The sequence below is a fragment of the Rhodococcus sp. 05-2254-2 genome, assembly GCF_002259095.1.
Classification (GTDB): domain Bacteria; phylum Actinomycetota; class Actinomycetes; order Mycobacteriales; family Mycobacteriaceae; genus Rhodococcoides.
Map to the genome: position 1 here is coordinate 1 of NZ_NOZJ01000004.1, position 12,768 is coordinate 12,768.

Annotated in this window: 14 protein-coding genes; 3 read left to right on the top strand and 11 right to left on the bottom strand. The window is 64.8% G+C overall.

Translation table 11 applies throughout. The features are described 5' to 3' along the window. The first annotated feature begins 902 nt into the window (after nucleotides 1-902). Nucleotides 903-1,514 (top strand): hypothetical protein, encoded by a 612-nt coding sequence (locus CH283_RS27950; protein ID WP_141215205.1) that lies wholly within the window; start codon nucleotides 903-905, stop codon nucleotides 1,512-1,514. A 194-nt stretch (nucleotides 1,515-1,708) separates the two neighbouring features. Here CH283_RS27950 and CH283_RS06060 read toward each other — a convergent pair whose 3' ends face one another. The 3 genes from CH283_RS06060 to CH283_RS06070 all read right to left on the bottom strand — a co-directional run bounded on the left by CH283_RS06060 (nucleotide 1,709) and on the right by CH283_RS06070 (nucleotide 5,341). Then, complete coding sequence (locus CH283_RS06060) at nucleotides 1,709-3,544, bottom strand: acyl-CoA dehydrogenase (protein WP_068049178.1); 1,836 nt, start codon at nucleotides 3,542-3,544, stop codon at nucleotides 1,709-1,711. Nucleotides 3,545-3,623: 79 nt separating this feature from the next. Continuing rightward, nucleotides 3,624-4,247 carry a class I SAM-dependent methyltransferase gene (locus CH283_RS06065; protein ID WP_068049181.1) on the bottom strand — a complete coding sequence of 208 codons (624 nt, stop codon included), beginning with the start codon at nucleotides 4,245-4,247 and terminating at the stop codon, nucleotides 3,624-3,626. Between the two features lie 23 nt (nucleotides 4,248-4,270). Then, entirely contained in the window at nucleotides 4,271-5,341 is a 1,071-nt protein-coding gene (locus CH283_RS06070; protein ID WP_094640841.1) for a DUF4185 domain-containing protein, read from the bottom strand. A gap of 179 nt (nucleotides 5,342-5,520) precedes the next feature. Here CH283_RS06070 and CH283_RS06075 point away from each other — a divergent pair, with 179 nt between their 5' ends. Beyond that, on the top strand, nucleotides 5,521-5,955 hold the full coding sequence (locus CH283_RS06075) for a MarR family winged helix-turn-helix transcriptional regulator (RefSeq protein ID WP_094640603.1): 435 nt from the start codon (nucleotides 5,521-5,523) through the stop codon (nucleotides 5,953-5,955). Nucleotides 5,956-5,961: 6 nt separating this feature from the next. Here CH283_RS06075 and CH283_RS28205 read toward each other — a convergent pair whose 3' ends face one another. From CH283_RS28205 to CH283_RS06100, 5 genes are all read right to left on the bottom strand, one after another. Next, nucleotides 5,962-6,123 (bottom strand): hypothetical protein, encoded by a 162-nt coding sequence (locus CH283_RS28205; RefSeq protein ID WP_176460173.1) that lies wholly within the window; start codon nucleotides 6,121-6,123, stop codon nucleotides 5,962-5,964. A gap of 196 nt (nucleotides 6,124-6,319) precedes the next feature. Beyond that, nucleotides 6,320-6,970, bottom strand: coding sequence for a TIGR04282 family arsenosugar biosynthesis glycosyltransferase (locus CH283_RS06085; protein ID WP_068049191.1), 651 nt, complete (start codon nucleotides 6,968-6,970; stop codon nucleotides 6,320-6,322). Continuing rightward, complete coding sequence (locus CH283_RS06090) at nucleotides 6,967-7,620, bottom strand: glycosyltransferase (protein WP_082898705.1); 654 nt, start codon at nucleotides 7,618-7,620, stop codon at nucleotides 6,967-6,969. The genes CH283_RS06085 and CH283_RS06090 overlap by 4 nt, the downstream gene beginning before the upstream one ends. After that, nucleotides 7,613-8,671: an NAD-dependent epimerase/dehydratase family protein gene (locus CH283_RS06095; RefSeq protein WP_068049194.1), complete on the bottom strand. Its 1,059-nt coding sequence runs from the start codon at nucleotides 8,669-8,671 to the stop codon at nucleotides 7,613-7,615. The genes CH283_RS06090 and CH283_RS06095 overlap by 8 nt, the downstream gene beginning before the upstream one ends. Beyond that, nucleotides 8,668-9,465, bottom strand: coding sequence for an S-methyl-5'-thioadenosine phosphorylase (locus CH283_RS06100; protein WP_094640604.1), 798 nt, complete (start codon nucleotides 9,463-9,465; stop codon nucleotides 8,668-8,670). Before CH283_RS06100 ends, CH283_RS06095 begins: the two co-directional genes overlap by 4 nt. Nucleotides 9,466-9,577: 112 nt before the next feature. Here CH283_RS06100 and CH283_RS06105 point away from each other — a divergent pair, with 112 nt between their 5' ends. Continuing rightward, nucleotides 9,578-10,861 (top strand): hypothetical protein, encoded by a 1,284-nt coding sequence (locus tag CH283_RS06105; RefSeq protein ID WP_255183106.1) that lies wholly within the window; start codon nucleotides 9,578-9,580, stop codon nucleotides 10,859-10,861. Here CH283_RS06105 and CH283_RS06110 read toward each other — a convergent pair. From CH283_RS06110 to CH283_RS06120, 3 genes are all read right to left on the bottom strand, one after another. Next, nucleotides 10,848-11,513, bottom strand: coding sequence for a methyltransferase domain-containing protein (locus CH283_RS06110; RefSeq protein WP_094640605.1), 666 nt, complete (start codon nucleotides 11,511-11,513; stop codon nucleotides 10,848-10,850). The genes CH283_RS06105 and CH283_RS06110 overlap by 14 nt on opposite strands. Beyond that, the gene (locus CH283_RS06115) at nucleotides 11,510-11,980 is read right to left on the bottom strand and encodes a hypothetical protein (protein WP_094640606.1); all 471 of its coding nucleotides are present in this window, start codon (nucleotides 11,978-11,980) and stop codon (nucleotides 11,510-11,512) included. The genes CH283_RS06110 and CH283_RS06115 overlap by 4 nt, the downstream gene beginning before the upstream one ends. Before the next feature lie 93 nt (nucleotides 11,981-12,073). Beyond that, on the bottom strand, nucleotides 12,074-12,766 hold the full coding sequence (locus tag CH283_RS06120; protein ID WP_094640843.1) for a hypothetical protein: 693 nt from the start codon (nucleotides 12,764-12,766) through the stop codon (nucleotides 12,074-12,076). Nucleotides 12,767-12,768 lie beyond the last annotated feature (2 nt).

Sequence of the window (12,768 nt, forward strand, 5' to 3'; positions counted from 1 at the left end):
CCCCAGGTCCTCTCGGCTCCCCAGGTCCCCCGCCTCCCCAGGTCCCCCGCCTCCCCAGTCTTCGCAAAAGCGCGCGCGTTTGTTGAATGCGCGCGAATTGGTGGCCCGATCGGGGGCAATTCTGCGCGCACCTGACGGCTGCGCGCGCATTTGCGGGGTCCGGCGTTGGTTTCGCCCTTCGACGCTTCGTCGGGTCGGCCCGCGTGACGATGCACCGTCGCCCTGTTCCCTGTTCCCTGTTCCCTGTTCCCTGTTCCCTGTTTCCCGTGTTCCTGTGTTCCCTGTTCCCGTTCGCCTGCTTCGGTTCCCCAGTCTTCGCAAAAGCGCGCGCGTTTGTTGAATGCGCGCGAATTGGTGGCCTGATCGGGGGCAATTCTGCGCGCACCTGACGACTGCGCGCGCGTTGGCGGCTCCGGCGCCACAGCGAACTGGTACGCCCGTACCTGTATTCATCCACAGGTCCGAAGTTGTACACAGGCAGGTACTTTCGTCCTCGGATCGGTGCGCGCATGGTCGAGACTCGAAAGATGAGGGATGACCGAATGGTGCGACGCTCGGAGGCTCTTGCCGATGGCAATGCCGATCACGAGCTGCGAGCAATGTATGAACGCGGGGGCTGGGAGCGTTTGGTGAATGGCGTCTACGTTCCGACGTCGAGGCTGGCCGGCCTTTCGGGGCAGGAGCGGCATCGGTTGTTGATCGACGCCGTATTTCCGATGATTGCGGACGGCAGCACGGTGAGTCACCGTTCGGCGGCGCTACTGCACGAATTACACTTGCCCACGGGCGGATTCGACAAAGTTCACGTCACCCGACGCCGCCGCGGCGGAGGTCGAGCGAATGCAGCGGTGATCGTGCACTGTGCGCCGTGGGTACCCAGCACCACCGTCGACGGAATTCCCGTGACCTCATTGGCGCGGACGGTTGTCGACCTTGCCCGTACCGAGCCGCTTCTGTCGGCGGTGATCGCAGGTGACTCAGCTCTGAATCGCCGCGATCCGAAGGAGCTTGAGTCGGAGTTGCAGCGTGCTCGGGGATGGAAAGGTGTGGCGCAGGCGCGACGAGCCGTTTCCCTCATGGACGGGCGGAGCGAAAACCCCGGCGAGTCTCAGCGGCGAGTCATTCTGCGTGAGAGCGGATTCGACGTGGAATCGCAGGTGGAGATCCTGGATCCGGACGGGCGGACGGTGGCGCGGATCGATTGGCTGGTCAATGGCGTCGTGGTGTGCGAGTTCGATGGTAAAGCCAAGTACACCAAGTACCTACGGCAGGATGAGCACCCCGGCGACGTGGTGTTCAGGGAGAAGGTGCGGGAGGACGCGGTGCGCGATCTCGGCTATCCCGTGGTGCGCTGGACGTGGGCAGATTTGGCGAATCCGGCGGAGCTGGTGGCGCGCGTGGCCCGAGCTGTGGAGCGGGCTGCTGCCCTGCCTCCACCACGAGGGACGGTGCGGAGTACCTCGTGCGGCCCGCAAATGCGCGCGCATTCGCCGAATTCACTCGAAATTGCCTGAGTATTCGGCAGAATTCGCGCGCATCTGACAGACGCGCGCGCTTTTGCAACGGCTGGGGGTTTGCAACCCCGCTCATCTGACAAACGCGCGCGCTTTTGCGGCAAACCCGAGCCCGCCGCGACACCACCGCCCCGGCGTACATATGACAACGGCCGCACTCGAGAACGAGTGCGGCCGCCGAAGAGTTCAGGGAATCAGAATGCTGCTTCGTCCAGTTCCATGATGTCGTTGTCGATGTTGGTGAGGATGGCGCGGGTCGCCGTGAGCTGCGGCAGGATGTTCTTGGCGAAGAACGAGGCCACTGCGATCTTGCCCTCGTAGAACGCCTTCTCCTTGCCCTCTGCGCCGTTGTCGAGTGCAGCGATGGCGATTTCGGACTGACGCAGCAGCAGCCAGCCGATGAGCAGGTCTCCGAAGCCCATGAGGAAGCGCACCGATGCCAGGCCGACCTTGTACAGCTCGGTGGGCTGGTCCTGTGCACCCATGAGGTGCTGGGTCATCGAGGTGACGATGGCCTGCACGTCTTCGAGTGCGGTGGCGAGCAGTGCGCGCTCGGCCTTGAGTCGACCGTTTCCTGCTTCGCTGTCGATGAACGACTTGATCTGTCCGGCAACGTGAGCCAGTGCTACGCCGCGGTCGCGGGCGATCTTGCGGAAGAAGAAGTCCTGCGCCTGGATGGCGGTGGTTCCTTCGTACAGCGAGTCGATCTTGGCGTCGCGGATGTACTGCTCGAGGGGGTAGTCCTGCAGGAATCCGGAGCCGCCGAGGGTCTGCAGGGATTCTGCGAGTACCTGGTAGGCGATTTCGGAGCCGACACCCTTGACGATGGGCAGCAGGAGGTCGTTGACGCGGTATGCGATGTCGGCGTCTGCGTCCGAGACCTGCTTGGCGGTGACCGGATCCTGGTGTGCGGCGGTGTAGAGGTACACCGCACGCAGGCCTTCCGAGTACGCCTTCTGCATCATCAGGCTGCGCCGCACGTCGGGGTGGTGGGTGATGGTGACGCGGGGAGCGGTCTTGTCGGTCATCTGCGTCAGGTCTGCGCCCTGGACGCGCTCCTTGGCGTACTCGAGTGCGTTGAGGTAGCCGGTGGAGAGGGTACCGATTGCCTTGGTGCCGACCATCATTCGAGCGTGCTCGATGACGTCGAACATCTGCGCGATGCCCTTGTGGACCTCGCCGACGAGCCAGCCCTTGGCGGGAATGCCGTTGCCACCGAAGGTGAGTTCACAGGTGGCGGAGGCCTTGAGGCCCATCTTGTGCTCTACGCCGGTGACGAAGGCTCCGTTGCGCTCGCCCAGTTCGCCCTTCTCGAAGTCGAAGAGGATGGACGGCACGAAGAACAGGCTCAGGCCCTTGGTTCCGGGTCCGGCACCTTCGGGGCGGGCGAGTACGAGGTGGAAGATGTTCTCGAAGAGGTCGTCGGACACTGCCGAGGTGATGAAGCGCTTGACGCCTTCGATGTGCCACGAGCCGTCGTCCTGCTTGATCGCCTTGGTGCGACCTGCTCCGACGTCGGATCCGGCGTCGGGCTCGGTCAGGACCATCGTGGCACCCCAGCCGCGCTCGACGGCCACCTTGGCCCATTCCTTCTGCTCGTCGGTTCCGTTGTGGTACAAGATGTTTGCGAATCCGGGGCCTGCGGAGTACATGAACGCGGCCGGCTGCGATCCGAGGAGCATCTCGTTGATGCCCCAGAGCAGGTTGCGAGGTGCTGCCATGCCACCGACTTCCTCGTCGAGGCCGACGCGCCACCACTCGCCGTCGTAGAGCGCCTTGAACGACTTCTTGAAGGAGTCGGGCAGCTTCAGGCTGTGGGTTTCGGGATCGAAGACGGGCGGGTTGCGGTCGGCGTCCGCGAAGGACTCGGCCAGCGGTCCCTCGGCAAGGCGTACGACCTCACGCAGCATGTCGCGGGCTACTTCACCGTCCATGTCGCCGAAGTTGTCGCCTTCGAGTGTCTCGTCGAGTCCGAAAAGCTCGAAGAGGTTGAACTCGAGATCCCGGAGGTTGCTCTTGTAATGGCCCATTGCTCGTTCGCTCTCCAGTCGGTGGTGCGGTCTCGTGAGTACCGCCCAAGTTAGCTACTCGTCGGTAACTTAACGGATATTACCCCCGATCCGGTTCGCTGCCAAGGGGAGGCCTACTCGCCAGTAGCAATGCGTCGATCGCTGTGCCGCCGGTCACGTCGCGATAGCGGTTTTCGGCAGTGAGGATGGTCAGTCCAGTACCGATGTCCGACGCCAAATCCTCTGGCGTGTAGAGGATCTCGGCTTCCTGTGGACCACCGACGCCGGAGTCGATGTTCGCGGAGTGGTGTCCGAGAATCATGAGGATTCCATCAGGTTTCAGCGCGGAAACGGCGACCGAGACGGCCTTCTGCCGTTCGTTCGGGGGCAAGTGGAGATAGAACATGAGAACCAGGTCATAGTTCGGTTCTGTTGACAACTGCGTCACATCGGCGTGGACCCAGGTCAGTCGCTCGCGGACCGACCTGGGTGCCGAAGACGCCACGTCGTTCGCCCTCGTCAGCGCCACCGAGGAGAAATCGACGGCGTCGACGGTCCAGCCGCGGGTTGCCAACCAGATCGCGTTGCGACCCTGGCCGGACGCGAGATCCAGTGCGCGACCTCGCTCGAGCGTCGTCGCGACTTCGACGAGCGTCGCGTTCGGTGCCTCGCCGTAGACGAGTTCTCGGCCTTCGTACTTGCGATCCCAGTCTGCGGCGTCCACCTTCGGAAGCCTAGTGGCGGTTCCTACAGCGTCGCGCGCAGCAGCAGCACGTTGTAGTTCTGGTAGACCGTCGCCACGAAATACAGGTCGCGGCCGGTCGAGTAAGGATGGATGTACGGCGCGTAGATGGAGCTGACCTCGCGGGTGTCGACCAGAACTTCCGGTGGGCTCCATGGCCCGACGGGTGACGGCGAGCGTCGCAGGACGATCGAGTTGGCGTTGTCGGTCGTCATCATCAGGTACTGACCGAGGGCTGCGTTGTACGCGACGGAGAGTTCACCGACGCCGCCGACGATGGGTGCGGCCGCGGCCGGGTCGCCCTTCTTCCAGTCCTGGCCGGTCCAGTACTCGTATTCGCCGAGCCGGGCGATGTCCTGTTCCTTGACGCGAGCGACGTGGCCGAGGTTGAAGCGACCGGGCGGGGTGCCGTACTGGTAGACGTAGCCGCCGTCCTTCAGGTAGGCGCTCTGCTGGAAGTTGCGGTCGCCGCCGACGCTGGGCCGCTGGGTGTCCGGTAGTGCTGCCCAGTTCTCCCCGTTGTCGTTCGACACGGCCAGGCCGGAGAAGTTGGTCTCCCAGGTTCCCGGCGGTCCCCAGTTCTTCACGGACATCAGGTTGAGGTACTGGCTGTCGCCGACGGCCACGCCTGCGGTCGGGATTCGGCTGATCTCGACGAACGGGATCTTGGGGCTGGGGACGACCTCTTTGGTCTGGCCGATCGGGTCGAGTACGACGCTGTCGAAGTTCATGCCGTCGGCGAGGTTCCGGTCGTTGCTTCGCACGATGGCGTTGCTGCGCCACGACCACAGGCTGCCCTGCAGCAGGTTGGGTACGCCGAGGCCGGCGGTATCGCCGAATGCCGTCAGCACCTCGCCGCGGCCGTTGTCCCACATGATGCCGAGATCGGTGCCGATCATGTTGACGTTCTGCGTGTTGTTGGGACTCGAGATACCGGTCACCTGAGCGACGGCTTGTGCGCGACCCTGAAGCTGCGGCAGCCCGAACGTGCCGTTGAGTCCGGCAATGGGATTGACCGCATTGGGATTTGCGAGGGCGTTGGGCCCGGTGACCAGCAGCGACGTGGCTACGGCCATGGTGGCAACGGTCAAGACTCTGGAACCCACGCGACGCACGACGATCTCCCCCAATTTGATTTCACTCCCCGGCAACCGACGAGAACCATATCAGCGGTTTGTTCGAGGCGGAATAAACCGAGCGATCCGCTGTTTCTGGGAATCGGGCGAATGCACCTCGGTGTCGTAATCTGGACAGCGTGAGTGATCTGCCCGATTCCCGGCTGGCGAGGGATTTGTCCGTCAGTGCAATGCGATTGAATCGGAGACTCCGACTGCGCCATTCCAGCGACAGATGGCCCGTCGCTCAGCTGTCGATTCTGACGACGTTGCTTCGTGAGGGGCCGATGACGACGGGGGAGTTGGCGGCGCGTGAGCGGATCAAGCCGCCGTCGGTGTCCAGGTCGTCGCACGCCTTGGTCGAGTTGGGTTTGATGAGCCGGGAGCCGCATCCGACGGACGGCAGGCAGGTGGTTCTTCTGTTGACCGATGCGGGCACGGCGACTGCACGGCAGGAGGTTGCCGCTCGGGAAATCGCGCTGGCGGAACAATTGGACGAATTGACGCCGCAGCAGCGCCAGACGCTGGCCGCAGCGGCTCGTATTCTCACCGAGATCGTCGAGCGGGTCGACTGAGCGCAGTCAGTTCTCGTGGTGAAGTTCGTGCTCGAGAGCCTCGACGTCCCACTCGATCGTCGACCCCAATTCCTCGGAGTCACCCCGGCGCGCGACGCGGCCGAGGACGGTGGCGACGACTGTCGCGAACACCATCCAGACGGCTACGCCTATCAACAACCCGGTCATGTCACACTTTCTAGCACCTGTGTCTGTGAAATAGCCGTGAAACGGTGGTTCGGCTTTGTTGCGATTCGATATTGGTCGCGTGCGGTCCGGCAATTCGGGCAGATCGAAGGTGCTGTTCCACAACGGATGTGGAGATTGCGGCCTCGATGCGGCATTTCGGTCGAAACAGACCTGACGGAACGGACCGAGGCCCCTTTCAATTACCGACTTTTCCGACGGCAATATGGAACCGACTGTTCGGTGCGCACAATTGCGCCACCGCTTCGAGATCGGACTCGAAATCGACATCGCGCAATTCCGGGAGCATCGTGATCGACGCCCCGGCCGCGGTCAAGGCATCGAGTGTGTCGGAGCCCGTCGACGGGGCGGACATGGGCACGTCGAGCAAGAACCGAGCGAGCTCGGGGTTGCGAAGGCCGAGCGCCCACCAGCCGCCGTCCTCGGCGAATCCGAGTACGTCACTGTTGCCGAGTTGCGCGGCCGCGTCGGACAGCAAGTGCGCCGTGACCTGAGGGGTGTCCATGCCGATCTGCAGTACGGAACCGGTGGTGGCCGCGTCGGCGTGGGCATTGGCCAGTCGTTCGCCCAGCCCGTCGCCGCGCTGCGCTACGACCGTGAACGACGCCAGCGCGCGGGTCAGTTCGTCGACGCGGGCCGCGTCGGCGAGATTGCCGGTGAGGGCCACGACACGGCGGTCGACGTCGGCGGCCGAGACGGCGTCGAGGGTGTCGAGCAGCGAGGCCGCGGCCAGTTCGGCTGCGGCGGCGTCGCCGATCGTCGCGGCGAGGCGTGTCTTGGCCAGCCCGGGTACGGGGGCTTTGGCGACGACGAGAGCGGTGACGGTCACGAGAGCACCTTCCAGAAATCCCGCACGGCGACGATGGTTCCCTTCACCGATCCCGAGACCTTCGACGTTCCGGCTGTCCGTGGTCGGTAGACCACGTCGTGTTCGACGACGGTCCAGCCGGCTTCGGCCGCCAGTACCAGCAGCTGCAGTGGATAGCCCGAGCGGCGGTCGGTGACGCCGAGGTCGAGCAGTGCCTGACGGCGTACCGCGCGAATGGCTCCGAGGTCGTGCACGGGCAGCTTGTATTTGGTGCGAAGCCGAAGTGAGAGAACGGCATTGCCGATCCTGGCGTGCAGGGGCGAGCTTCCCTTCGCCGGTCGACGGCGACCGACGGCGAGGTCCGCATGGTCGAGGGCCGTCACGAGGGTCGGCAGGTCACGCGGATCCATCGAGCCGTCTCCGTCGAGGACGCAGACGATGTCGGTGTCGGCTGCCACGACGCCTGCGTGCACTGCTGCGCCGTAGCCGGGCACGGTTTCGGAGATCACCGTGGCTCCGTGGGCTGCGGCGACGGCGGCGGTGGCGTCGGTGGAGTTGTTGTCCACCACGATCGTGGAGTAGCCCGCCGGTACCGAATCGAGTACTGCCGGAAGCGATTCGGCCTCGTTCATGCAGGGGATGACGACGGTCACCGATTTCTGTTCAGACACGGGGTGGTCCCGTGCCCTCGGCGTCGCGCAACGGTGCGTCGGCGAATGCGGTGAGACCGTCCCTCGGCATGATCCTCGCGCGGAATCCCAGGGTCTGTTCGGCCAGTCGGGAACTGGCGACGATGTGCCGTACATCGCCGGCTCGGTAGCGTCCGGTGATCTCGGGTGTAGGCCCGCCGCGTGCTTCGGCGAGGATCGTGGCGACCTCACCGATGGTGATCGGTTGTCCCGAGCAGACGTTGAGGGCGGTGAAGCCCTCGGTCTCTGCGTCGATCGACGCGATGTTGGCCGCTGCGACGTCGTGAACGTGCACGAAATCGCGGGCCTGCTTGCCGTCCTCGTACACGGTCGGGGCCTGGCCGAGTTCCAGCGACGAGCGGAACATCGCTGCCACACCGGAATACGGGGTGTTGCGGGGCATGTTCGGTCCGTAGACGTTGTGGTAACGCAGTGCGATCACCGAGCCGCCCGTCGATACCGCCCACGCGGAGGCGTAGTTCTCCTGTGCCAGTTTGCTCGCCGCGTAGATGCTCCTCGGTTCGAGTAACGAATCCTCCTCCACCAGAAGCCAATCGAGAGGCTCACCGGACCTCGGATCGCGATTGTCGAACAAGCCGGCATCGAGATCGGCGCGGGTGCGGGGCGGCGGAACTACGGTCTCGCCCGACGAATTGAGATAGCGCCCTTCGCCGTAGACGACCATCGACGAGGCGAGAACCAGCCGCGAACAGCCCGCCTCGTACATCGCGGCGAGCAGAACTGCCGTCCCGTAGTCGTTGTGGCTGGCGTAGGCGGGGGCATCCGCGGCATCGACGCCGGCTCCGACGACGGCGGCCTGGTGACACACGACATCCACCCCGCGCAATGCGTCGACGAGCGAGTCCTTGTCGCGCACATCGAGATCGATGATTCCGTCGGCGCGCGCTCCTGGGCCGTGAGCCGATTCCAGCATGGCGTCGACGGCAACGATCTCGTGGCCGGAGGCGGCTGCCGCATCGCGAATGTGACCGCCGATGAATCCGGCTGCGCCGGTGAGCAGTACCCGGGTCATGGCAGCTCGATCGGCAGCGTGAGGCCGGTGTGCACCCGACAGGTAGGGCAGTCGCCGGTGGGAGCGTCGGAGATGGCCGAGCGCACCAGTGCCTTGAGTGGCTCGATGTTCTTCTGGAACTCGGCGAACACGTCCACCGCCTTGACGCCCTGACCGGACTCGATGCCGGCGTCGAGGTCGGTCACCAATGCGATCGGTGCGTAGCAGAGTTCGAGTTCGCGAGCCAGAACTGCCTCGGGGTGGCCGGTCATGTTCACCAGCGTCCAACCCTGGCGCGCGAACCACTGGCTCTCGGCACGAGTGGAGAACCGAGGACCCTCGACGACGACCATGACGCCGCCGTCGATCGCCGAGTCCTGGACCGCGGACTTCCGGAGCGTCGGGCAGTACGGGTCTGCGAATTCGACGTGAATCCCGCCCTCGTCGAAGTAGGTCTGTGCTCTCCCGGACGTTCGGTCGACCAGTTGATCGGGAATCACGACGGTGCCCGGGCCGTACTCGGACACCAGGGATCCGACCGCGCACGGGGCGAACACTCGGCTCACCCCGAGCATCCGCAGCGCCCACATGTTGGCGCGGTACGGCAACGTGTGCGGTGAGTACTCGTGATTGCGGCCGTGTCGGGGCAGAAACGCCACTCGCCGACCTTCCACCTCGCCCAACGTGATCGGGGCGCTCGGAGCGCCGTAGGGGGTGTCGAGCACTACCTCCTGGGCGTCGGCTCCGAAGAACGAATAGAAGCCGCTGCCGCCGATGACGGCTATCTCGGCCCGCCCCGTCGCGTCGTTGTCCATCTGCTCATCCTCCATCACCGTCGGTCGATATGCTGGTCCGAAGTCGTGTTCGCCTTCAAGTCCGCAGGGAGAAAAGACTATCCGTTACTGGAGAGAAGCCGTCGCAGGCACGTTGGCCGTCGTGCTCGTCGTGGTCGCATTCGTCGTTCCGTACCTGGGAAACGAACTCGTCACCCCCATCATCAACAGAACTCCGCAGCAGGTACGTGACTTCGCCGATGCGGCACCGCTGTTCGGCTTCCGCGAGATTCACGTGGGATGGGGAACTCCTGTCGCCGTTCTGATCGCCGTCGCCACTGTGCTGTGGGGGCCGACGGTCGCACGCCGACTGTCGTGGACGCGACTGTTGTTCGTGGTGTGGGGCGCGTCGGCGGCCTGGACGATGTCGCTGGCGATGGTGGACGGTTGGAAGCGCGGCTTCGTGAACCGGCTGGCATCGACGGACGAGTACCTGCACGAAGTGCCCGGCATCACCGACATTCCCGCCACGCTCCGCGGATTCTCCGAACGCATTCTGGACTACCAGGCCGATTCGTGGACGACGCATGTGTCGGGTCATCCCCCCGGCGCACTGCTCACTTTCGTGTGGCTCGATCGTCTCGGCCTCGGCGGAGGAGCCTGGGCGGCGACACTCTGTGTGCTGGTCGGCACGAGTGCCGCTGTGGCGCTGGTACTCACGCTCCGGGTGCTCGGCGACGAGAACATCGCGCGGCGGGCAGCACCGTTCGTGGCCATCGCCCCGGCCGCGATCTGGATCGCCGTTTCCGCCGATGCGTTCTACGCCGGTGTCGCCGCGTGGGGAATTGCGCTGCTGGCGATCTCGACGAAGCGCTACCTGTGGCCCGCGTCGATCGGTGCGGGAGTGTTGCTCGGTTTCGGCGTCTACCTCAACTACGGGTTGGTGTTGATGGGCCTGCCTGCGATCGCGGTGCTGATCGCCGGGCGAAGGATTCTGCCGTTCCTCGGCGCGCTGATCGGTGCGCTGATCGTTGCCGGGATCTTCACCGCGTACGGATTCTGGTGGTACGACGGTTACTTGCTGGTGCAGGAGCGCTACTACCAGGGCATCGCGAAGGACCGGCCGTTCGAGTACTGGGGCTGGGCGAACTTCGCGGCGCTGTTCTGTGCGTTGGGTGTGGCTGTGCCCGCGGCGTTCCCGCGGATACTCACTCGGCTGGAGCCGATCAACCTGTTGGTGATCTCGGCGATCGCGGCAGTGGTCATGGCGGATCTGAGTCAGTTGAGCAAAGCGGAGACCGAGAGGATCTGGTTGCCCTTCGCGATGTGGATGCTGATCGCGCCTGCTGTGTTGCCGATCCGGACGCATCGTTTCTGGTTGGCGCTGCAGGTGATCGGCGCGTTGGCGATCAATCATCTCCTGTTCACGAATTGGTGAACGGGGCCAGCGTCATCTGAGCGAACCAGCGCCCGTGGATCGGTGCCACGTCCACCACTCGCAGGCCTGCGGCGCCGGCGAGATCTGCGGTGGCGTCGGCGCTGACACTGGACCAGGCGAACCAGTCGCCGACCATGGTGTCGGTTTCCCATCGAACGGTGCGGTGGCGAATTCCCGTGTCGCTCGGCGCATCCACTTCGGCGATGACGGCTCCGTGGGGGGCGAGCAGGTCGGCGGCCCGGCGAAGCAGACGCACCGGGTCTCCGCCGATGCCGATGTTTCCGTCCGCGAGGAGGACACACGACCAGTTGCCGGTGTCGGGCAGTGGCTCGAAGAGGTCGCGGAGAACGGCGTTGCCGCCGCGTCCGATGGTCAGATCGACGGCGGCTCGGGAGGTGTCGACACCGAGTGCCGAAACGCCGCGTCGAGCAAGCGCTTCGGTGAGTCGACCCGGACCGCAGCCGAGATCGATCGTGGGGCCGGTACAGCGGCTGAGCATCGCGTGATCCGCGCGGCGATCCTCGGCCGACGAGGCGCTGCCACCCATCCAACGCTCGGTGGGAAGCTGCTGCCTGCTGCCGTCGGAATCGCCTATCCAGCAGGGTAGTCCGGCTGCTGCGCGGTTGAAGAGTGTATCGGCGGTGACGCTCATGCTCGGCTCCGTACGAGGGTCCATCGGGTGAAGTAGGCGGCTGCGCTCACGGTGAACAACACGGCGGTCAGTGCGAGCCAACGTCCGAGAAAGGGTTCCTGGGTCAAACCGGTTGCGGCTCGGTACGATTGCGCGCCCTGAGAGAGAATGCCGGGAAAGAACATCAGGAAGGTCAGGGCGGCTCCGAGGGCGGGAACTCGAACGAAGTTCACCGGCGACACGGCCAGGCGGTGTCGCGGAATGCCGGTGAGTAGCCGATCGGCCAGTGAGTAGAGCGGGAAGAGTACGGCGTCGTGCAGCAGTACCGATCCGAAGAACCACACGAGAACGGATTTCCACCACACGTCGTTGTTCCACAGAGCCTGCGGCCCCATGAGTGCCACGACGTAGCCGACCAGCGCGAACGAGAGCAGCAGACCGACCGCGTGTAGCGGGTGTCCACCGTAGATCTTCGTGAAGGCTCTCATTCGAGGTTCCTGACCGTGCGATGCAAACACTCGTGCGCGAGCGCCGCCGTTTTCACGGCGACAACTCGCGCACGGGCGTTCAGGAGACTGTGATTAAGCGGTGTTGATCGTGATGGTCGCAACGCCCACGAGCAGTCCCGGGGTCACAGCATCGGTGTTGAAGGTGCTGTTGAGCAGTCCGGCAGCGGTCTCCGAGATCTTCACCTCGGTGCCCTGCAGGATCGCGGTGTTGTCCGGTCCGGTAGCGAGCGGCTGCAGGGTGCGGCCGTCGAGATCGAACAGAACTGCGTCTGCGGCAGCTTCCTCGCCGTTGACCATGACGTCACCGGTGAGAAGCGAAGTGCCCGGATCGATGTCGAAGTTGATGAGCTCGACGACGGTCTCGCCGGCGGTCAGCGACAGGCCGCTGCCGTCGTGCATGATCTCGCCCTGGACGTAGGGGTCGACGGTGCCGGGCTCCCAGTACTTGACGTCTCCGCCGGTGATCGGGAAGCGGATGGATCCGTCTGCGAGAGTGGCGGTTCCGACGACGCCGGGCGTGAGGCCCAGGGTGGTCAGCGCGCCGGTGAAGCCGGGATCCAATGCAACTGCGGTGTCGACACCGGTGAGGCTGTCGACCTCGGCTGCGGGCTCGGGCTCGCTCTCGGTGGTTTCCATGGCCGACGCTGCCGAGGAGGTGGCGTTGTCGACGGTGTCGGACGCCTCGTCGCTGGAGCATGCGGCAAGCGGGACGATGGTGAGTGCACCGATTGCGGTGGCGGCCAAAGCTTTACGAACAGTGAACATGT

Bases quoted from the DNA above. Each gene is read 5' to 3' on its own strand.
- CH283_RS06060 (WP_068049178.1), bottom strand. From the start codon at position 3,544: ATGGGCCATTACAAGAGCAACCTCCGGGATCTCGAGTTCAACCTCTTC.
- CH283_RS06070 (WP_094640841.1), bottom strand. From the start codon at position 5,341: ATGGCCGTAGCCACGTCGCTGCTGGTCACCGGGCCCAACGCCCTCGCA.
- CH283_RS28205 (WP_176460173.1), bottom strand. From the start codon at position 6,123: ATGACCGGGTTGTTGATAGGCGTAGCCGTCTGGATGGTGTTCGCGACA.
- CH283_RS06095 (WP_068049194.1), bottom strand. From the start codon at position 8,671: ATGACCCGGGTACTGCTCACCGGCGCAGCCGGATTCATCGGCGGTCAC.
- CH283_RS06100 (WP_094640604.1), bottom strand. From the start codon at position 9,465: ATGGACAACGACGCGACGGGGCGGGCCGAGATAGCCGTCATCGGCGGC.
- CH283_RS06110 (WP_094640605.1), bottom strand. From the start codon at position 11,513: ATGAGCGTCACCGCCGATACACTCTTCAACCGCGCAGCAGCCGGACTA.
- CH283_RS06115 (WP_094640606.1), bottom strand. From the start codon at position 11,980: ATGAGAGCCTTCACGAAGATCTACGGTGGACACCCGCTACACGCGGTC.
- CH283_RS06120 (WP_094640843.1), bottom strand. From the start codon at position 12,766: ATGTTCACTGTTCGTAAAGCTTTGGCCGCCACCGCAATCGGTGCACTC.